General features: G+C 43.4%; 22 protein-coding genes. 18 read left to right on the forward strand and 4 right to left on the reverse strand.

Features of this window, described 5'->3' with window-relative positions:
- Positions 1 to 84: 84 nt before the first annotated feature.
- From BVG16_RS32800 to BVG16_RS13160, 3 genes are all read right to left on the reverse strand, one after another.
- On the reverse strand, positions 85 to 750 hold the full coding sequence (locus BVG16_RS32800; RefSeq protein WP_078499141.1) for a hypothetical protein: 666 nt from the start codon (positions 748 to 750) through the stop codon (positions 85 to 87).
- Between the two features lie 151 nt (positions 751 to 901).
- Complete coding sequence (locus BVG16_RS13155) at positions 902 to 2,044, reverse strand: glycosyltransferase family 4 protein (RefSeq protein ID WP_078499142.1); 1,143 nt, start codon at positions 2,042 to 2,044, stop codon at positions 902 to 904.
- 136 nt (positions 2,045 to 2,180) lie between these two features.
- Positions 2,181 to 4,088, reverse strand: coding sequence for a CotS family spore coat protein (locus BVG16_RS13160; RefSeq protein WP_078499143.1), 1,908 nt, complete (start codon positions 4,086 to 4,088; stop codon positions 2,181 to 2,183).
- Positions 4,089 to 4,389: 301 nt separating this feature from the next.
- Between BVG16_RS13160 and BVG16_RS13165 the strand changes: the two genes are divergently transcribed.
- From BVG16_RS13165 to BVG16_RS13175, 3 genes are read left to right on the forward strand one after another with little or no spacing between them, the layout of a single operon-like run.
- Entirely contained in the window at positions 4,390 to 5,349 is a 960-nt protein-coding gene (locus BVG16_RS13165; RefSeq protein WP_078499144.1) for a sugar phosphate nucleotidyltransferase, read from the forward strand.
- 12 nt (positions 5,350 to 5,361) lie between these two features.
- The gene (locus BVG16_RS13170; protein ID WP_078499145.1) at positions 5,362 to 6,654 is read left to right on the forward strand and encodes a UDP-glucose dehydrogenase family protein; all 1,293 of its coding nucleotides are present in this window, start codon (positions 5,362 to 5,364) and stop codon (positions 6,652 to 6,654) included.
- Positions 6,655 to 6,660: 6 nt separating this feature from the next.
- Positions 6,661 to 7,608, forward strand: coding sequence for an NAD-dependent epimerase/dehydratase family protein (locus BVG16_RS13175; protein WP_078499146.1), 948 nt, complete (start codon positions 6,661 to 6,663; stop codon positions 7,606 to 7,608).
- Positions 7,609 to 7,755: 147 nt separating this feature from the next.
- Here BVG16_RS13175 and BVG16_RS13180 read toward each other — a convergent pair whose 3' ends face one another.
- On the reverse strand, positions 7,756 to 8,805 hold the full coding sequence (locus BVG16_RS13180) for a serine hydrolase domain-containing protein (protein ID WP_078499147.1): 1,050 nt from the start codon (positions 8,803 to 8,805) through the stop codon (positions 7,756 to 7,758).
- Positions 8,806 to 9,051: 246 nt separating this feature from the next.
- Here BVG16_RS13180 and BVG16_RS13185 point away from each other — a divergent pair, with 246 nt between their 5' ends.
- The 15 genes from BVG16_RS13185 to BVG16_RS13250 all read left to right on the forward strand — a co-directional run bounded on the left by BVG16_RS13185 (position 9,052) and on the right by BVG16_RS13250 (position 21,113).
- Complete coding sequence (locus tag BVG16_RS13185; protein ID WP_078499148.1) at positions 9,052 to 9,864, forward strand: class I SAM-dependent methyltransferase; 813 nt, start codon at positions 9,052 to 9,054, stop codon at positions 9,862 to 9,864.
- 96 nt (positions 9,865 to 9,960) lie between these two features.
- Positions 9,961 to 10,566, forward strand: coding sequence for a class I SAM-dependent methyltransferase (locus BVG16_RS13190; protein ID WP_078499149.1), 606 nt, complete (start codon positions 9,961 to 9,963; stop codon positions 10,564 to 10,566).
- Between the two features lie 20 nt (positions 10,567 to 10,586).
- Complete coding sequence (locus BVG16_RS13195; protein WP_078499150.1) at positions 10,587 to 11,243, forward strand: P-loop NTPase family protein; 657 nt, start codon at positions 10,587 to 10,589, stop codon at positions 11,241 to 11,243.
- A gap of 52 nt (positions 11,244 to 11,295) precedes the next feature.
- Complete coding sequence (locus BVG16_RS13200) at positions 11,296 to 11,799, forward strand: GNAT family N-acetyltransferase (RefSeq protein ID WP_078499151.1); 504 nt, start codon at positions 11,296 to 11,298, stop codon at positions 11,797 to 11,799.
- Positions 11,800 to 11,810: 11 nt separating this feature from the next.
- Entirely contained in the window at positions 11,811 to 12,758 is a 948-nt protein-coding gene (locus tag BVG16_RS13205; RefSeq protein ID WP_078499152.1) for a phosphotransferase enzyme family protein, read from the forward strand.
- Between the two features lie 80 nt (positions 12,759 to 12,838).
- On the forward strand, positions 12,839 to 13,051 hold the full coding sequence (locus BVG16_RS13210) for a hypothetical protein (protein ID WP_144027384.1): 213 nt from the start codon (positions 12,839 to 12,841) through the stop codon (positions 13,049 to 13,051).
- A gap of 306 nt (positions 13,052 to 13,357) precedes the next feature.
- Entirely contained in the window at positions 13,358 to 13,624 is a 267-nt protein-coding gene (locus BVG16_RS13215) for a CD3324 family protein (protein WP_078499154.1), read from the forward strand.
- 154 nt (positions 13,625 to 13,778) lie between these two features.
- Complete coding sequence (locus BVG16_RS13220; protein ID WP_078499155.1) at positions 13,779 to 14,819, forward strand: phosphotransferase enzyme family protein; 1,041 nt, start codon at positions 13,779 to 13,781, stop codon at positions 14,817 to 14,819.
- A 25-nt stretch (positions 14,820 to 14,844) separates the two neighbouring features.
- Positions 14,845 to 15,825: a GNAT family N-acetyltransferase gene (locus BVG16_RS13225; protein WP_078499156.1), complete on the forward strand. Its 981-nt coding sequence runs from the start codon at positions 14,845 to 14,847 to the stop codon at positions 15,823 to 15,825.
- Positions 15,826 to 16,032: 207 nt separating this feature from the next.
- The gene (locus BVG16_RS33840; protein WP_332888779.1) at positions 16,033 to 16,209 is read left to right on the forward strand and encodes a histidine phosphatase family protein; all 177 of its coding nucleotides are present in this window, start codon (positions 16,033 to 16,035) and stop codon (positions 16,207 to 16,209) included.
- 10 nt (positions 16,210 to 16,219) lie between these two features.
- Positions 16,220 to 16,501, forward strand: coding sequence for a histidine phosphatase family protein (locus BVG16_RS33845; protein WP_332888780.1), 282 nt, complete (start codon positions 16,220 to 16,222; stop codon positions 16,499 to 16,501).
- A gap of 291 nt (positions 16,502 to 16,792) precedes the next feature.
- Positions 16,793 to 17,851 carry a DUF2332 domain-containing protein gene (locus tag BVG16_RS13235; protein WP_078499157.1) on the forward strand — a complete coding sequence of 353 codons (1,059 nt, stop codon included), beginning with the start codon at positions 16,793 to 16,795 and terminating at the stop codon, positions 17,849 to 17,851.
- Positions 17,829 to 18,848 carry a hypothetical protein gene (locus BVG16_RS13240; RefSeq protein ID WP_078499158.1) on the forward strand — a complete coding sequence of 340 codons (1,020 nt, stop codon included), beginning with the start codon at positions 17,829 to 17,831 and terminating at the stop codon, positions 18,846 to 18,848. The genes BVG16_RS13235 and BVG16_RS13240 overlap by 23 nt, the downstream gene beginning before the upstream one ends.
- A 275-nt stretch (positions 18,849 to 19,123) precedes the next feature.
- Positions 19,124 to 20,005, forward strand: coding sequence for a UTP--glucose-1-phosphate uridylyltransferase GalU (galU, locus tag BVG16_RS13245; protein ID WP_078499159.1), 882 nt, complete (start codon positions 19,124 to 19,126; stop codon positions 20,003 to 20,005).
- 46 nt (positions 20,006 to 20,051) lie between these two features.
- On the forward strand, positions 20,052 to 21,113 hold the full coding sequence (locus tag BVG16_RS13250; protein ID WP_078499160.1) for a glycosyltransferase family 8 protein: 1,062 nt from the start codon (positions 20,052 to 20,054) through the stop codon (positions 21,111 to 21,113).
- Positions 21,114 to 21,290: the final 177 nt, after the last annotated feature.

Consider the following 21,290-nt stretch of genomic DNA (forward strand, 5'->3'; position numbering starts at 1 on the left):
GCAAGTGAAGAATCACAGTGGGTAGATGAAAAAGCCGCAGGATTCCAGTGGAATCCCAGCGGCTCAACCCGATCAATCCAGTGTTTACTGCCCTTCTTCTTCCTCTTCTACTTCATCTTCTTCATTCTCGTCAGCATCATAGTCATCATCGTCGTCTTCGTCTTCCGAATCTTCTTCGTCTTCTGAATCTTCTTCGCCATCTTCTAGGCCAAGGTCAATCTTATACTTGTCGTCATCATGCGTTTCTACGGATACCTCTACAACGTTATCCCAGTCAACTTGATGCAACCATCCTAAGATGGAATCTTCTACACTCGCTTCAGGATCGGCTTCAAGAGCATCATCAAGTACATACTTTACGCTCTGTCCATCTTCGTACTCTACTTCAATTTCATCAATTGTATCTAAACCGTACCCATATAAACCTGCTTTTACTGTTTCAAATGTACTCATTTCAATCACATTTCCTCTCTGTTTGGCATTATTAGTATTGTCTTGTAAGTGATTCAGATCAATTGCAAACGTGGTGCTATCAAAAAGTTCTACTTTTAATTCTTCTGCTGTATTCCAATGAATATTGGCCAACCAATTGGACAGAGACTCTTCCTTATCTATGGCAGGATCGGCTAGAAAAAGATCATCAGATTTATACGTTGAGGTCTGTCCGTTTTCATATTCCACTTCAATTTCATCAATTACATCGATACCACTGCTATACAGCTCAGCTTTCACTTTGGCCAACTTCAGCAATCCATAGCTCACCTCCTCTCGGTTAGAAGGTCGAAACTCTATGAGGTTTCATTCTATTCTATGATATGTTCTCCAATATGATTGGGTAGTTGTATGAAGTTCATTGGTGGAAGTTTCGAGGACATCCATATACTAGATTGGTCTAAGGAGATCAACGTGTTCCCCATACAGCCAAAATTTCTTGCGCAACCCGGTCCCAATGGAATCGCTGTTCCGTTAAGCGTCTGCCTCTTAGGCCCATCTTGCGGGAATTTTCCATATTGTTCAGCATATTGTTCAGCTTCTCAGCGTATTCCAATGGATCTTCTGGATTCGTAATTAACATGCCGTTGTCATTGATAATAATCTCAGGGTTTCCTCCTCTAGCGGTCGTGATAAAAGGTAAGCCAGCGGCCATAGCCTCATAATGAACACGGGCCAACGGCTCATCCCAGATGGAGGTGCATACGAATACATCAGCTGCACAGAACCAGCGGTGGATGTCTTGGGCATCAATATAGCCGGTCGTTATGACAGGCAAAGTGGAACGCTCTGCCAAAGCACGTACATAACCTATATAATCACTCACTCGATCGTCGCTATACCACGCTCCCCCTACGACGACAAGACAAGCATCCGGATGGCGGAGATGAGACATTGCGCGCACAAGTACATGAGGCCCTTTATTTCGAGAAAGACGTCCGACGAACAGAATGATCTTTTTGGATTGCAGCTGATATTGGTTGCGGAGTTCTTGTCGGCTTTGCCGTGCAATATTGGATTCCATCCAGGGTGCGAAGCGATCCAAATCTACGCCCGAATAGATGGTGCGAAGCTTAGGCTCTGCCTCAGGATAATAACGTGCGATCTCTTTGCCAATAAAGTTGCTGATCGTTACGATCGTCTCCGTATGAGCAATAACAGCTCGGCCTTCCTCGGTATTTAATTTGGTGGGATTGAACATATCATTGTGCATACTGAGTATGATTCTTGCATTTGCGGCAGCTCTTCTCACAGGCAGAACCATACGTGGACGATTAAAAATGTGAATGAGGTCATATTTTTGTCCACTTTGGGAAATGAAGTTGATTACGCCTTCGAGATATAACTCAAACATCCCGTCAGAAGGGACACGAACATAGCGAACCTTGTTGACGGATTCATCGGATAGAAGCGTTGGATCTGATCTTCCAATAATGGTGACTTGGTGATGTTGGCTCAATTGCTGGGTGACTCCGCCGATATAGGTTTGAATGGCACCGCCTCTAATATTGGGAACAGGGAGCTTCTCCGTGCATATCAGAAGAACATTCACGGAATTAATCCTCCTTTCAATACTCCAAATGGAGTGCATAGATGTATGACGGTGATAGGATGGAAAGCTAACCCATGGTGCTCTCTTCGTAATAACGTTCTACAAGTAGCTATTGTATGAATCCATGGACGCTGCGCTACCATCTTCGAAAGTAGTGTGGTACACGTTCTGAACGATTGTACTCTTGGTATACATGATGGATCGCTTGCTGAGAATATTCAGGTGAATTAGAGAAAGTTTCTTCCGATGCAGCAGGTTCAGGCGCTGTATTTTTAACCTTTTTAGGCGCATTGGCAGTTAAATCCTTTACAGGAGCATAAGGTTTTTGTTTTTTAGAGTAGGCAGGCTTGGTAGGCAGCTCCTTCGCCGGTTCAACAGGTTCAACGACTTTCTTGTCAACGTTTTTAGGAGCATTGGCGGTTAAATCCTTAACAGGAGCATAAGGTTTAGGTTTTTTAGCGTAGACAGGTTGGGTAGGCAGCTCCTTCGCCGATGCAGCAGGTTCAAGGACTTTCTTATCAACGTTTTTAGGAGCACTGGCGGTTAAATCCTTTACAGGAACATAAGGTTTAGGTTCTTTAGAGTAAACAGGTTGGATAGGCAGCTCCTTCGCCGATGCAGCAGGTTCGAGGACTTTCTTGTCAACGTTTTTAGGCGCATTGGCGGTTAAATCCTTTACAGGAGCATAAGGTTTAGGTTTTCTAGAGAATTCAGGTGGGGTAGGCAGCTCCTTCGCCGATGCAGCAGGTTCAACGACTTTACGTTCAACGGCTGCAGGGGGATTAAATGTCATTGCAGGTGCAGGAGTAGGAGCAGGAGCAGGAGCAGGTGTAGGTGCAGGGTCAGCAGCTTTAGGTTTAGAAAGCTTAGATGGAACAGGCGGGATAGGGAGATCCTTCGCTATTGCAACAGGTTCTACAATATAGTTGCCAGCAGGATACATGTCCATATCCTTCCAGAGTTCTTGCAGGACCTGCCACTTCGTGCTTTCCGTTGCAAGAACGCGCTGCAGGATCGGTTCAAACTCCAGATTCAAGAAGTTAACTGGATCGAATACGATCTCTTTCGTATGCTTATAAAATTCATTAGGAAATGCCATATCGATCCATAAGATCTCGAACATTTCACGGTCAAGCGGATTGCCCTGATGATAAGCTGCAATCATGCTGCGAATCCAGGTAATATCCCAAGTACCCATGTCATCCATCGTACTTGTCATCAGCTTGCGCAGATCGCGAAATGGCAAATCATAGGCTACGCCATCCAAATCGATAACCCAGATTCCCCCGGGTCCCATTTGACCGTTGGACCAACCATAATCTTGATGAGCAAGACCCCAATAAGAGTCTCCCATCGCCATCATCTTCGCATAACTAGATTGATTCAAGCGTTCAAGGGCATCCTTCGCCTGACGTTCGAACTCGTCTACGGCCTGCAGCAAGGGCCCGCTTCCAGTGGTATCCCGGTATGCCTCCGCAATATCACGGAACCAACCGATCTTGGCGATGATCTTCTGATAATATTTTGTCCATCCCATTAAACGGGATGACTTGGCTGCGCCGGGAGGCGATGGATACCCCTTCGTATGATGGTGGAACTCGCCAAGCCCAAGGCAGAGCGCAGAAGCTCCTTCAAGATCAATTTTAGACGCTTGCTGCAGGGTATCGATCCAATCTGTCACAATCCACAGCTTTCCGCCTGCTTCAATATACAACTCGTTGTTCTTCGTGGGGATGAGTGCCGGTACACGTGCACCTTTCTCAACCAAATATTGCTGGGCACCGACGCTGAATAAACTGCGTTGAGGAAGTCGGTGGAGCACCTTAATACTACGCGGTCCTTTATTTGTATCAATACGCCAGATCGCTCCGCCCTTATCTGGCTTCGAAGTAATAAGAACCATGCTTGATACAGTCATATCGTAATTCATCATGACTTGATAGGCTAACGCCTCTAATTCTGGTGGAACATACTGTTCCAGAACCGTTCCGGTTGATATGACATCGACTAAATGATCCCAAGGTACAACCTGATATTGATCCAATGAGGTCCCTCCATTCTAGTTCATCGACTACCAAATGAATTCTTAGAATTTTGTGGTTTATTGATTGCTGATAGGTCAGTCTTCATGGCTTTGAAGCTCGCGATCCTATCGGTTCAATCTATTATATGTCATGTTTTTTCATTTGTTTGGGTATTGGAATGAAATTTGGAATGAAATACGTTCGAGGAAATTTGTACATACGTATATTTTCCTATCAACTCATAACTGCCCTTCCTATTTCTATAGTGAAAACATATTTTAATGAATACCGAAGAAACCAACAGACAAAGGAGCGGAAAATATGAAAGGACTAATTGTGTGTGCAGGAAGAGGTACCAGACTACAACCTTTCTCATATCTAACCTCCAAAGTATTACTGCCCGTAGCCAACAAGCCTCTTATCTTCTATAGTTTGGAGAAATTAATATCCCTAGGGATTACCGAAATTGGTATCGTGATTCAACCCGCACAGAAGATGATGTTCAAAGAGCATGTAGGTAACGGTGTAAATTGGGGTGTTCGGATCACGTATCTTTTCCAAGAGAACCCGCTAGGTATAGCTGATGCAGTGAAGCAATCCGAATCATTTATCGGATCCGATTCATTTATTCTCCTGTTAGGAGATAATCTGATCTCCCAATCGTTAGCCGAGTTGAAGGATTCGATTCTCGTGGGTCACTATGATGGCGCCTTACTTTTAGGAAAAGTAGAGAACCCGCAAGAATACGGCATTGCTGAGATTGAGGAACAGCGAATCATTGGCTTAGAAGAGAAGCCGCTACAGCCGAAGTCAAATTTGGCTATTGTGGGGGCCTATGCCTTCACAGCACAGATCTTTAAGGCAGTTCATGCGATTTCTCCTTCTCGCAGAGGGGAATATGAGATTACAGATGCGATTCAGTATCTTATTCAACACGGATATTCCATTTCTTACGATATTGCAACCCATCCACATACAGATGTAGGAACGCCAGGGCGTTGGTTGGAGGCGAATCGTTGGATGCTTCAGACCATGCCTGCGGAGAAGACAACGACGACGTACGATTCGTATGTTGGGAGCATTATTCAATCGCCAGTCCTAATTGACCCAAGCAGTAAATTACTGAATTGTGTTATAGGTCCATATGTTGTGATCGGTCCTCGAGTTACGTTGGAGAACTGTAAGATTGAAGATAGCATCATCCTGGAGGGCGTAAACCTTCGTGATTGCACATTGAAGGGTTCTATTATCAGTATTCATCATGCTGTGCCACCGATTTAGGGGGGGAGGAACGTGAATATATTAGTTGTAGGCGTAGGGTATGTAGGGACAACTACAGCCCTTTTATTTGCAGAGTTAGGTTGGAAGGTTACAGGCTTTGACACGGACATTCATAAGATTCAAGCACTGAAGGAGGGGAATCTGCCTTTTTTTGAACCAGGCTTAGACACCTTATTGGATAAACATGTTCAGCTAGGAAACCTCTCCTTCACAACAGATTCAGCCCAAGCGATTCGCGGGCATCATGTCATTTTTATATGTGTAGGTACACCTTCGCAAGCAGATGGAAGCACAAACCTCACCTATGTTCAAAAAGTAGCAGAGATGATCGGGGATGATATGGAATCTTATAAGCTAATTGTGATGAAGAGTACGGTTCCTATAGGAACCCACAAAAAGGTCTGCCAATGGATAACAGATGCTCAGCAGGTACATTTACCTTTTGACGTCGTATCGAATCCTGAGTTCTTAAGGGAAGGAAGCGCGGTGCATGATTGCTTCCATCCGGATCGAATTGTGATAGGTAGTGATTCTGAGACTGCAGCTCAACAGGTGAGTATGCTGTATAAATCTATAGCTAGTCCTCTTGTGATGACGAATCCAACTACGGCAGAAATGATCAAGTATGCATCGAACGCTTTTCTTGCAACGAAGATATCTTATATGAACGAATTAGCAAGATTATGTGATCAAGTCGATGTGTCGATCAGTACGGTAGCGCAGGGTATGGGACTAGATCCTCGAATAGGCAGATCGTTTCTGAGGGCGGGCATTGGTTATGGCGGATCATGCTTTCCGAAGGATGTGTTGTCATTGCTCCACACGGCGCAAGATTATGGGATTGACCTAAATCTAATACGTAGTGTTGTAGAGGTAAATAACACGCAATGTCAATATTTTATCAAGCGTATCAGAAGTAAGTTAGGGATCCTAAGAGGCAAGCGAATTGCGATTCTCGGATTGTCATTTAAGCCTGGGACAGATGATATGAGAGAGGCGCCTGCACTTGCGATCATAAAGGAGCTGCTAGGATGTGGTTCATTCCTGAAGGTTCATGATCCCGTTGCTAAGCTGCCTGATGGATTGAAGACACATGCTATTAAGCAGTATGACACCATAGAAGAAACGCTTCTAAGCGTGCATGCGGTCATTCTGTGTACGGAATGGTCAGATTATGTTAAGGGCGATTGGAAGGCATGGAGTCATCTGTTGAAGCTTCCTTATTTATTTGATGGTCGCAATGTACTGGATCGTTCGCAGCTGGAATCATGGGGATTGAACTATACCGGGATAGGAAATGGGTGACAGAAAATGAGTCGAATACTAGTAACGGGTGCAGCGGGCTTTATCGGATCCCATCTATGTGAGGAACTGTTACAGGATGAGTCGAATCAAGTCATCGGGCTGGATGCTTTTATAGATTTTACAACACCGATATGGATGCGTAAACGTAACATAGGCTCTCTGTTACATCATCCACGATTTGAATGGGTTGACAGGAATCTCCTCACCGTCTCGTGGGGGGAATTGCTTGCTAAAGTAGATATCATTTATCACTTGGCAGGCATGCCTGGCGTAAGATCAAGCTGGGGACCTGATTTCGTGCAGTATGCAAATCACAATATTGTGGCGACACAGCGATTGTTGGAAGCTTGCAAGGGATATCCTCTTCAGCGATTTATTTTTGCTTCGACCTCCTCCGTGTATGGTGAGAAAAAAGGTAGAGTCGACGAGCAGGCTAGTACGCTTCCTTTATCCCCATACGGTATTAGTAAATTAACTTGTGAACATCTGTGTCGTGTGTACGGGGATGAAGGTATTCCTGTAGTTATTCTTCGGTTTTTCACTGTATATGGTCCGAGACAACGGCCGGATATGGCATTTCATCGGTTTATCAAGCAGATGTTAGATCAACAGCCGATTACCTTGTATGGAGACGGAACGCAGTCGAGGGACTTCACCTATGTCGCTGATTGTGTCAAAGCTATCGCTGCTGTTGCTCATGCGAATGGTGTGGTCGGAGAAACGATCAATATCGGCGGTAAAGAACGTGCTTCCATTAATCAATGTATTGCCCTATTGGAGCAATTGTTTGATCAGAAGGCGCAGATCGAAGTGATCGGTAATACCTTTGGAGAACCCACAAGTACTTGGGCAGATGTATCTAAGGCGGAGTTGCTATTAGGCTACTCGCCATCCGTTGATCTCAAGACAGGGCTCTCCATGGAGATTCAATATTTACGAGAAATGTATCAATAAGAGAAAATAGGATTCCATCGTGTGGAATGAACACGGACCCGAAAAATGAACACCTTGAAAAGTGCGCATCTTTCGGGATATTTCGATTTGAGCCATAAATAGTTGATATCGTGGGGTTCTTGAATAGCTGAGTTGGATTGGTGTCGTTCAGCTGATCGCATCAGGAATATGATACGTATCGAGTTCCTCTCCAAGTACGATTTTAGTCCATTGTTTACTTAGCTCAGCTGGAGATGTAGAGGTCAGATTGGAAAGTATAATGACCGTCAGATCTGCTTGAACATAGTGGCGATAATCTGAAAGAAATCCGTTAATTTCCCCGGCGTGACCCATGACCGTATCCACGAGTCCATTGATTTGATCAGGCATCACACATATGCCATACCCGTAATCTTCTAAATATGGCGTGGTCATTCGAGACCATGAATCTGGAGATAATACTTGTCCCTTGCGCAATGCCTGATCCCATTTATATACATCTTCTGTGGTCGAATACATACCTCCAGCACCGGAAGGAATTGACATATCGATATATTCAGCATGAAAGGTAACGCCCCCCGACATCTCATAACCTGAAGCACGATGACTTAGAATGGATCGAGCGTCATCATAGCCCGTATCCATCATCTCCAAGGGTTCCAAAATGGATTGTTGAATGAAGGTAGCGATGTCCACACCTGATCGTTGTTCAATCAAGTAGCTGAGTAAGACATAACCGGAATTGCTGTAATTAAATTGAGTCCCGGGTTCAAATTCAAGCGGAAGCTCTCGAAATCTTGCGATGGTATCTTCCAATTTGGAGGGACTTTTCAAGGTGTTGTTATAATCATCAAGGTTGGTGAAGCAAGGAATCCCGGAAGTGTGAGTGAGCAAATGGTGAAGCGTGATCCTATCCCCGTGTGGATATGTGGGAAGATAGGTTGCTACGGGATGTTGAACATGGAGTAAGCCTTTCTCCTGCAATAATAAGATTGCAACGGCAGTGAACGATTTCGTAATCGAACCGATTCGAAATTTCGTCTTGGGAGTACACGGTACGTGATGCTCCATATTGGCTTGACCAAAGCCTTGGCTCATCAAAATCTGATCTTGTTCTGCAATAAGAACGCTACCGTTCAGATCACCTTTTCGAGCTAAGTATTGGCTATATTCATTCAGTCGTTGTGTGCGTTCAGGAACATCATTTGTCTTATTCATCGGATACAACCCCCACTTTCTTCCATTCCAATTTTTTCATATCCTCTGATTATATACATATCCATACGAACGTACAATCACACAGCGCAATGGAATATTACTCTCTTACCGGCGGGTTTGACGGAACCCCAAAGTCATGTCTATACCCTCGCATGAAGTGATGAGCAGAATAACTTTACATAAACAGTTGAAATGAACCTCTAATCAGGATATACTTGATAAAATTTCCATTAGGGGGGCTGTTATATGGATGATGTTATACGATACTACTCTGCATTTGATGAATGGGGGAGGCTGGATCGCGAACCGCTGGAATATAAGGTCAATTGGCACTATATGACAAAGCACCTCCCGCAGGCTGGAACCGTGATCGATATCGGTGCTGGACCCGGAAAGTATGCCATGGATCTTGCCAAAAGAGGGTATCAAGTTACCCTATCGGATCTGGCAGCCAAACTTGTGTTTCAAGCACGGGAGAAAGCCACGGAAATGGAGTTATTGGATCATTTTGACGGGTTCTATGTTCAAGACGCAAGAAATTTGTATGAAATCTCGAACGAGCAGTATGATGCCGCTTTGATGTTAGGGCCACTCTATCATTTGCAAAAGGAAGAAGATCAGGTCGCTGCTGTTCGTGAACTATACCGGGTTACCAAACCGAACGGAATTGTGTTCGTGGCATTTATGTCGAGGGTCCGCAAATTACAGACAGCTCTCCAATTCCCTACCCATTGGAAACCGCTGGATCAGGCGGAGTCTATACATGAGTTCATGCAGACAGGGATTTTTAATCATCAGGATGAAGGTCGGTTTACAGGAGCTTACTTTTATCCGATTGCTGCTATTCAACCTTTTATGGAGGAGAATGGCTTTGAGACACTGGAACTCTTGGGATCTACAAGTCTAGGGGGACGGTTAACGGAAGAGAACTGGGAATATTGGCGTAATCGTGGGGAAGAGGAATTGAATCAAGTTATGGATATGATCTACGAGGCTGCGACGGATCCCTATCTATTAGGTACATCCTCTCATTTACTCTATATTGGTAGAAAAATATAAAAAGAGGGCAGTCGAACACGTTCGGCTGCCTTTTTCGCATGTAAGCCAACAAGCAGGACAATGGATAATAGCTGCCAACATCGTGGAGGGATATTCATGGATAAGGAAAAGCTTATACATAAGTTTGACAGACAGGCAAGTGTGTACGATAAAAGAAGAAAGAAATCATCAGACAGAAAATGGCGGGAACCCTTGGTATCCTGCGCTTACGGGAAGGTTCTTGAAGTTTCGGTCGGAGCGGGTGCCAATTTTCCGTTCTACCCCAAGGATGTGGAAGTAACCGCAGTGGATTTCAGTAACCAAATGCTCCTTCGCGCGCAAGAAGCTGCTGCCGATCATCGCTTGCGTGCAGAATTCATTCAAGCGGATGTCGAGTCCCTCTCATTTCCAACGGATACGTTTGATACGGTTGTGTCTACTTTATCCTTTTGTGGTTATGAGAATCCTTCGAGCGTGTTAGCCATGTTGACCGATTGGTGTAAGCCTGATGGCCAGATTCTAATGATGGAGCACGGTGTAAGTTCAAGACGTATTGTTCGAAACATCCAGAACTTGATTAATCCTATGTTCCGAAAGATGGTGGGCTGTCATTTGAACCGGGATATCATGGATATGCTGCAGAAAGCTGACCTCAAGTTGGAGCGGACGGAGCACCATTGGATGGATATGGTCCATTTAGTTTGGGCGCGACCTGATAAGTGACTGGGGGAATGGTGTTAATCATGCATAATAATAAGATCATTATAGTAGATGGCATGCCGGGTTCCGGTAAGTCGACAACTGCAAGTTTTATCGCAGAACAGTTGTCGTCACTTCATATCAATAATAAACTTTTCCTAGAAACAAGCTCAGATAACCCGTTATTTATTAATACACCGGCTTTGCATTCTTTAAGTTCGGAGAAAGATTCTGAAGAGTTCTCTTCGAGAGTGATCTCTTTGTATTTGAATTTCGTTGAAGAATATAAAGAAAAAGAAACGGTCATTATCATCGAAAGTTTAATTTATCAAGGAATCTTTAGTGTTGCGTTATTCAAAGGGATGAAAGTAAACCAGGTTATCGCGCTCGCTCAGAGAATCATTGAAATTCTTGATGTTATGAATCCTATGTTCATTTTTTATGTTCAGAAAGATGCTGAGAAAAATTGGAGAAGGATTTGTGACATACGGGGTATGGAATTCGCAAAAATATGTGGTTTACACACGGATGTTGATTTTCAAAAAGCTGCGCAAGGGTGGACGTATACACAGTCGCTTTTCAAAGGATTATTACAGTCGTGGAAGACTCCATCAATGATCATCGAGAATGTAGATTATGCCTGGGATGATTATTATCGAGACATTCGAAGTTTTTTGAAGCTTGACCAATCTGTCAAATAAGGGATGCAAGTTCTTTCAATCATATGTTTGGGAAGAATAATGGAGGAGTGTCATGTTAGAGACGAATCGATGCCGAATCATCGAATTACATGAAACGGATTATGGCGATGTGAGGAAGCTGTATACGGATGAGCTGGTTAGAAAATTTCTGGGCGGGACGGTTATGGACGACTCCATATTCCGAGCTAATTTCTTTGATAAATTTATGCAATCGAATCCAGACTCCATGAATTGGGCAATTCGAAATAAACAGAACGATGAATTTATTGGGATGATCCATTTGGATAGACATCATGATGGGGTACATATTGAAGTTTCTTATCAGCTTTTGCCTGTGTGGTGGGGAAAGGGCTATGCAACGGAAGTGCTTAGGCGAGTTATTACATATGCTTTTGAGGAACTCAAATTAAGTAAAGTCATAGCTGAGACACAGACGGCTAATCTGGCTTCGTGCAGGCTTCTGGAAAGCGTGGGTATGACATTGGAGCAAAAAACACTTCGTTTTGATGCGGAGCAATCTATATTTGGTATAGAAAGCTTTCAATTTCATGGATAAGGAGTGGAACAATGATAACGCCTGCTGTACTTCAGGAAGTCTGTGCCTATTTGGGCTGCGAATCGACCGATTTGAAACTTCTCGGGGGGTACCACAATCATGTCTTTGAGGTCCATCATAACGGGCGTCAAATCATCGTTAAAATATTGCAGGAAACCTACACAACGAAGAACCAAGTCCTAGCAGAAGTAGCGTGGTTAGTGGAGTTGCTGCACCACGGTCAGCATGTGGTCAAGCCGTTGCTATTGGATGGGCGTGATTATATCACAGACCTTTCAGGCGATTTCTTTTTCGCAGCTTATGAAAAGGTCGAAGGAATCCATATTCAGCCGCAGCATAAAAATGTCTGGAATGCGGAGATCTTCGAGCAATGGGGAGAGGCCCTGGGCTCCATACATGCACTCTCCAAAACTTATAAACCTCAGCATCATTGGCCGCAATGGTCGGAACATCCCTTGTTGAAAGCAGACATTATCTCTGAAGATCCTCAAATTATGGATTTATGGACGTCATACGTTACCCAATTCAAATCCCTACCGACAATGGAAGACAACTATGGATTGATCCATGGAGATCTGCATCATCATAATTTGATGTATACGGAGCAAGGCTTGACGTTGATTGATTTCGGTGACGCGGAGTATCACTGGTTCGCTTATGATATGGCCATTTCGATCTATCATGCGGTCCAGACGGTTCCGAGGGGGAAAGAGAGAAACGAATTTGCATTTCGTTTTTTCGATTCCTTGATGAAAGGCTATGCGCGCACTAACTCCAGTACAGCATTCATTTCTCAAATCGATTTATTTATCGACTATCGATATCTATTCTCCTATACATATCATTCGGTATTTTCGGATCAGAACCAATGGACGGAGCAACAACGTTTATTTATCGAAAACATGCGTTTATCGCTAATTCACGATCCTTCTTATCTAGGTTTTAAACTCCTTGTATAGAAATTTTAATAAAATTGTATCTTACAATTAAAGAAATATGTTATATTAGAGGGAAATTATGGTTGGATAAAGGATGTTGCGTGATCAACAAGCGAATCATGATCTCAATGGTTATTACATTTGTTTTAGTTGTGTTAGTCATTGCACAGTATAGAATCTTTATTGGTGTATACTTGGGCATCTTCATTGGGGTTTTCATAGGCGTGCTTGAGTGGGTCACCAAATATATTCTGCCATGGTTATTTCTATATTGGTTCGTTCGAGCGGTAAAAGGTTGGGAACGGAAGCGATAAGGAGAGAAGGAGAGAAGGAGTAGAGACGCGTGGCAAAGAAAATAAATCACGTCGTACTCATTATTCTGATCTTTGTCCAATTATGCTCCGTGTGAGATGAGCAGTACGAAAGGAGGGTTCATTGTGCAGTTGACAAGATTCATAATCAGCTCCATGCAAGTCTATATTACGAACAACGGCGGTTGTTTGTGTGGAGCTTCAAGGAAGTAACCGTCAAAAGTTAATGCGAAAATGCATAGTAATGTTCGTCATATAGACTTTGCTACCTTAAAAAAAGCTATTACAATTTTAAGGAGTAGAGCGAATATGAAATATATCAATGCGGATGTTGTTCTTCCCGAACATCTACTTAAGGAATTACAGAAATACGTACCTGGCGGCATGTTATATGTCCCGAAACCGGAAGGATTGCGCAAGAAATGGGGCGAAAAATCTGGGAGCAGAGTGTATCTTCATCGAAGAAACGAAGAGATTCGTCAAAAATTCTCGGTAGGTACAACGATTGATCAGCTGTCAGACCAATTCTATCTATCCTATGATAGCATTAAGAAAATTGTATACTCAAAAAAGTAGTTCCATAGAAGTCACATTGGATGTCATGCTAATGTGGCTTTTTTGTGCATAAAACAATTCAGAAGTGTTTCTTGCCTATGTTCTCGTCATGACCCTATTTATACTGTGAGATATACCAAAGAATTTGGAAATCACTGCAAGTAGGGGAGACGTTATGAAAGATTTTTTTCAAATAGATACAGATGAGCATCGCATGTCATTATTCGCACGAGCAAGGAAAGTCGCTCTATTCGCGTTACAGCAGTATGACTTGGCTTGGGAACGCATTCAATTCATTCAACTATCCGATACGATTACGTATAAAATAGAAACCTCAGCAGCAGAAAAGTATTTACTTCGCATTCATTCGGATCGATGGAGTAAAGACGAAATCCGCTCTGAGCTTATGCTGCTGCAAGCCTTGAGGCAAGGCGCTGGTCTTACGGTACCAGAGGGGTTGGCAAGCCGGGATGGATCTTGTGTACTCGAAGTAGATACCGAAGAGGGATATCGACGCCCTTATGTCACGATAATGCGTTGGGTGGAGGGGGATTCGATGCAAGGTGAGATGACAGACAGTGACGCATATAGCATGGGGGTTATGGCGGGAAAATTGCATGATGCTGCGGCACAATTCGCTCCTCCGAGTCACTTTGTTAGACCTTCATGGGGTGCAGAGAGTTTCCGAGAGGAACTTGGTCGATTAGAAAAATATTATGCTCGATTTCTATCGGAAGCTGCTTGGGGAGCATACCAGGCCGCTGCGAATCAAATTCTAGCCTCCCTCGTGCGCATGCCTAAGAATAGAGATAACTATGGTCTTATTCATGCAGATCTGCATACAGGTAATATCGTGTTTCATGAGGGTAAGCCCTATCCGATTGATTTTGGTCGATGCGGTTACGGATATTATCTCTATGATATTGCCAGCACGATACTAGGGTTATATCCGCAGCATCGAGAAGTGTTCTTGCAAGGGTATGAGCAGGTTAGAAGATTGACGGAGGAAGATCTTGAGCTTCTGGAATGTTTTTTTGTGATGGTGATGATCGGGAATTATTCGCATCATGCTGCTAATCCAACAGAAATAAGCGGCTTAATCGCCGAACAACCCTATGCGCAAGCGATTATCCGAGATTTTTTGAAAGTAGACCCTTTTTTATTCCAAGTCATCAAGCCGGTGGAGATAGAGAGGGTACCCACGAATATGTCTTAAATAATGGGATAAGAGGAGAATCAAGATGAATATCGTGATTAGACCTATGGTTGTACCTAATGATTATGATGATGTTGTGAAACTGTTCAATGTGGTATCTTCGGAGCTGCTCACCGTACAGGAATTGGCGGATGAGGATGCGCTGATCCCTGTTGTCGGGTCGCTAAGTCGTGATGAGGACGGGCGGTTAACAGGTCATGACCGTCCGCGTTGGATCGCGGAGGACAGTGAGGGGAGAACCCTTGGATATGCACATGCTTGGCGAGCACCGTGGTCATCGCCAGGCGTGTTATATGAGCAAGTGATCGTAGATCCAAGCGAACGAAATAAAGGGGTAGGAACAGCGCTCTACGACGTGCTTGTGACTTATTCTTCGAAGGTGCAAGCAAGCCGAGTTGTGTTCGATATTCGAGATGATGATCCGGCATCTTTGCAATTTGCAACCCGTCGCGGCTATAAACAAGAGCGGCATTTGTTCGAATCACGGATGGAGATCGATGATCGTAGAGGCATGGAGTCAGCAGAACAAATCCCCTTCCATGACAGTACCTTTCAAATCGTAACCTTGGCCGATATGCCTGGAGAGGAATTTGAGCAGCGGTTATACGATTTGTACCACGCAACGCATGAAGATATCCCTGGTTTTGAGGGAGAGTACATGTGGTATAGCGAGTGGCGCAAGCGGACGATCGATAAGGATGATTTTGACAGATCCTTGGTGATAGTAGCCCTTGATGGAGTTCGTCCAATTGGAGTGGTACAACTGACTGCCCATCCGGAATCACAGAGCCTTTACAACAGCTTCACCGGTGTGGATGCGGCATATCGTGGTCAAGGCATCGCAAGAGCCATGAAAGTGCAATCCATTCTCGTAGCCTATCAACGCGGATACCGCTATATTCGTACGAACAACGATTCACTCAACCTACCTATGCTGAAGATCAATCAAAGCCTTGGATACAAGCCCGTTCCTGGATATTATGCGATGACCCGAAGTTTGAACTAAATGTTTCGCTGCGTGTAGGACAATTCGGCAGGTCAAATATACAATCTAGGTGGTAATGCGGATCAAAATCAACTCCGTCCATATAGGGACGGGGTTTTTTGGGCCAGACTAACTTCAACCATGGTATTCTTCCTTTATAATTTGAACTTTACATCATATGTTAATGAGCGAAAAGAAATCCAAACTATATGAAAACGGAGGGTAATCATGAACATCTACATCGTAAGGCACTGTAAGGCAGAAGGACAATCACCAGATGCAAATCTTACCGATGAAGGTTACATACAAGCCGAGAGACTTGCAGAATTTCTGCATCATAAAAATATTGAAAGCATCATTTCCAGCCCTTATGTCAGGGCAGTTCAATCCATTTTTCCATCCTAACTGGTATGAAATGCTTCGAAATACTTTTATTGACCTTGAATTGTGTTATGAAGGCGGGGAATCAAGTAATGCCGCGATCAAGCGTGCTTTATCTGTCATCACGGATGTAAGAAAAAATGGGGATAACAATGTAGTCATTGCTACCCATGGAAACTTAATGTCCTTATTGCTTATGCAATTTGATAATAAACAATTTGGTTTTGAGGAATGGGATGCATTATCCAATCCTGATGTTTACCATTTATATTTTGATGGTACATCACCAACCATACGGAGAATATGGATGGGTTGATCTAATTGCGAAGAGGCACCGAAGGGTCCTGAAGGTGTGTCTCGGCAGGTATTCCGAAAGAAGATTACAGAATAAAATTTTTTACCACAATAGAATTTATAAAAGTTTCGACGTATCGAAACTAAAAAATTCTATTTGGCGATAAAAACTACCTCTAAACGCGGTCGCTCACCTTCGGATGGACCACGATAGAGGTTTTTCTCATATGTCTAATCAAAACGATAATATTCCATTTATAGGTTATACATGATAAACTCTCCATAATCAAATGAAGGTTAGGAGGGGAGCTTGTTGGATATTGCTGATATTTCTCAGCGTTTCAAACAATTTTCACAGCGGGAATGCGAGGGTTCGAGTCCTTTGTATGCGTTATTGGCAAATCGGATCGCAGAAGACAATGAGATCCTTCAATTAGCTGCGTGCTCAAGGGCTAATCAACCGATTCCCAACTTGTTCTTGGCTGCTGTGCATTATTTGCTGCTCGATGGTGCTCAACATGGTGTAAGTCAGTATTACGACAGCATCGTACGAGACCCTCAACCAATAGATCCAGAAACCTACCTTTATCTTCGTGATTTTTGTCTGCAGCATAAAAAAGAAATGATAGAGCTTCTTGAGAATAAACGCGTTCAAACCAATGAAGTCAGACGTTGTGCGTATCTGTATCCAAGCTTCTGTCACATCTATGGTAAAACCCACAAGCCGCTATCCCTTATCGAAATTGGAACGAGCGCAGGTCTACAATTGAATTGGGATAACTATCGGTATTCTTATAATCATACGGAGTGTACATTTGGAGACGATCTATCGAAGGTTCATATTACATCAGAACTGCGAGGAGCGGGGCTGCCTACTTTGCTAAAGAACAGTCCACCCGTCGTTTACAAGATGGGACTGGATCTTCATCGGAATGATTTGTCCAATCCTGATCATTATTTGTGGATGAAGGCATTGATTTGGCCGGAGCATCGCGAGAGAGCGGCACTTTTTGATCAAGCTGCGGCATCCATGAACTCGTATCCTTTGCAGATTACTGAAGGGGATGGGATTGCATTGCTTCCGGATATCCTAAAATCTATCCCTGAAGGGACAACGGTTTGTATTTTTCATACCCATGTTGCGAATCAGATCCCCTATGCAGATAAAATGAAATTACTTGCGTATATCCAGCAGCTCGGTCTACAGAGAGATGTTTTTCATCTATACAATAATATGTGGGATTTGGATCTTCATTTAGATTATTTCCTGAATGGCGAAGCATTCCATGAAACCTTGGCTGCGGTAGATGGTCATGCGAGATGGTTCGAATGGAAGGGAAAGGGGTGTATTGACCATCATCAAACTGTATAAACATAACTTTTCCTATTTTATTGCAATGAGTATGGTGATCATCTTATTTGACCTTGCGATTCTCCAATCCATTCTATATAGAGAGCATGAGCAAATCTTGACGCTCGGTATCACACTAGATTTTGTTGTCGTATTGCCACTATTGCTATACTTCTTTATTTACCGTAGATTGAACAAAAAAATCGTATCTATTCTTCCTTTTGTGCTTGTGGGTTATATCGCTGTGGTGTTGCTTGTCCCTGATCCAGGCCAGAAAACGCTTGAAATCGTGAAATACATGCTGATCCCCATGGAGCTACTGTTTCTTAGTTATGGGATGTATAGAATTTATCAAACCATTAAAAATGATAAGCAGCATCTATCAGAGAACTCCCACCCCATAGAAACACTTCGAAGAAGTCTCGAAGCAACGTTCATTCCATCTAAAATTGCCTCTTTATTTGTTCACGATGTATCTATCTTTTACTACGCTATATTTGCATGGAGGAAAAAACCATATATACGAGACGGTTCCTCGGCCTATAGTTATCATAAAAATTCGAGTTGGCTTATCACTGTCTTGATGGTCTCGAAAATAATGTTGATTGAAGGGATTGGTGCTCATCTTCTTCTGATGCAATGGTCGCATCCCGTGGCATGGATTCTATCAATCGGAAACATCTACATCATGATCTTACTCCTTGCCGATTATCGGGCGATGTGTTTAAATCCTCTCTTAGTTACAGAACATGAGATCAGGATTCAGTATGGACTTCAAATGTCGTTGTATCTGGATCGAAGTTATATTGAATCGGTCTCGATGATCAAATATGAGAAATTATCGAAAAGCGAGTGCAAAACATCCGTGATCCCGCTCGTCGTGGAACCCAATGTATGTATTCGTTTGAAAGATCATGTTACGGTCATGGGGCTGTTTGGGAAGAGCAAGAGGGTTGATCACATCTACCTCTTTTTGGATAAACCTCATGAATTTCAGATGGAATGCCAAGAGTTGTAGCCGAATCATGCGTAATCGTAAACGAAGAGGGCAACGAATAAATCGTTGTCCTTTTTGTTTGCGATAATTTGCTGCTGCGCTTAATTACAGCAGCAATCCATTCTGGTGCAGAGGGCTAGGGCTTTCCTGCCAGGAAGTTCTATATGCTGAGATTTCTATAGGATTCTAAGAACATGGTTAATCGTACATTTTTTGTGTGAAAGGATAGATGTCCACTATTAAAATGTCTTCCCAGCATATCATTGAGTTATGTGAAAATGAAGGAGGAGGACCGCTTGAAGATTCGTAAAGCGATCATTCCAGCAGCGGGTTACGGGACACGGTTTCTTCCAGCTACCAAAGCGATGCCCAAAGAGATGCTGCCGATAATCGACAAACCCACCATACAATTTATTATCGAAGAAGCTGTTGCTTCCGGAATCGAAGAAATTCTGATCGTCACCAGCAAAGGGAAGATGGTCATCGAAGATCATTTTGACTCGGCACTGGATTTGGAATTCTACTTGGAACAAAAGGGAAACTTTGAGCAACTTCGCAAGGTGAGAGAATTTATAGGGATTGCGGACATTCATTATATTCGCCAATCCGAGCGCAAAGGACTTGGGCATGCCATCTGGGTTGGACGGAAGTTTATCGGAGAGGAACCTTTCGCCGTGCTGCTTGGAGATACGTTCTTTGAAGCGGATCCGCCGGCCTTGAAGCAGCTCATTGCAGGCTTCGATAGGTTTCAAACCTCAATTCTAGGAGTTCAAACGGTTGAAGCGGATGCGGTGTCTAGCTACGGTATTGTTGATGCTAAGCCTTTGAACGAAAAGTTCTCTTATGTGGATCGGTTAGTCGAGAAACCCACCGTCGAAGAATCGCCTTCACGTCTTGCGATGTTAGGCCGCTATATTTTGACACCCTCCATCTTCGATATTCTAGAGCATCAGCCACCGGGCGTAGGTGGGGAAATCCAACTGACGGACGCTTTGAACCAGTTGCTAACAAAGCAAGCGGTGTTCACTTGTGAAGTAAACGGACGTTGGCATGATGTGGGTGATCCATTGGGCTATGTCAAAGCGATCCTGGCAATGACGGGATTACGCGAGGATCTGAAACGGCGTCTTCGTGATGAAATGATAAAGCTTCTGGGAGAGAATAAGGAGCCATTGTGAGACACGGAAATCGGTAACATTATTTGATGGAGAGGGGATTTATCGAATGATTGAGTTGGCTTTGGCTTTTAATGATATAGATGGAAGCTATGCTGCGCATGCGGCAGTCGTTCTTTCGTCAGTCTTCCGCAACACGAAATCCCAAATGAATATTCATATTTTGCATGATGAAACATTAAGCGAAGAAAATAAGCAAAAACTCGTAAAATTAACAACAAACTATAAGCACGACATTCATTTTTATCCGATTACATTTTCTGCTGATTTCTTGGAGGCTTCGGCAGGTGTTAGCGCGATTGGCAAGTGGACGATGGCTAGTATGTACCGTTTGCTGCTGCCTACATTAATACCGGCAAGTAAAGTGATTTATCTAGATTGCGATGTATTAGTTAACATGGACATTAAGGAGCTGTGGGAAACCGATTTGGGCAGCTATTATTTAGCCGCAGTTCAGGACCAGGGCGTTCAAGGCGTAGCGGATATGGTTATTGCTTGTGGACTGAATCCAGAGAATTATTTTAATTCTGGGGTTATTTTGTTTGGATTAGACAATATCCGCCAAAAAATGAATTGGCACGAAGATATGCTGAACTTTTTGCGGAACTTTCCCATGACAGCCATGCCAGATCAGGATGTATTGAACAGTGGTTTCGGCGGGAATTATCTTCCATTGGATGAACGCTATAATTTCACTAACTCCTCAGGTAATGATCATGACCTTAATCATAAAATTATCCATTTTGCAGGCGAAGTGAAAGGTTGGGATGCTCATTCTCCTGGCTATCATCTGTATCAGGAATACTTCAATCTAACGCCGTGGATGAATCATACGATCGGGCATTCGGTCAAGGATAAGGTTAAACGGAAGATTACAAAGAGCAAGAGTAAAGGCAAGACCGTGGGTTCGAGGTTTCTTGGCTTGAAAGGAAGAAGAGTACGGAAATCAACTTTAGGTAAATTGCGATTGGCAAGAAGAAGCAAGATAATAAAAACGAAGAAACGGACAAAGATGATTTGGACCCCGTTGAATAAGATCACGCCTGTTAAACGGAGAAAGACTAGAAAGCTGATTGTGCCTAGAACGAGGAGAAAAGTTCTGCAGCGGTAACAAAGTGGCTGGAATGGAATTCATTTAATTTCATAAGCGAAAAGCCATCTCAGGTAATTGGAATGGCTTTTCTTGGTGTTGCGCTGTTTATTTGTTGTTGCGCTTGATCACGGCAGCAATCCTATCTTTGCACCATTTCTAGGTCCTGTTTCTCCCATTATCAGCGTATTGTCATCA

It is taken from the genome of Paenibacillus selenitireducens, assembly GCF_002021565.1.
GTDB classification, from domain to species: domain Bacteria; phylum Bacillota; class Bacilli; order Paenibacillales; family Paenibacillaceae; genus Paenibacillus_K; species Paenibacillus_K selenitireducens.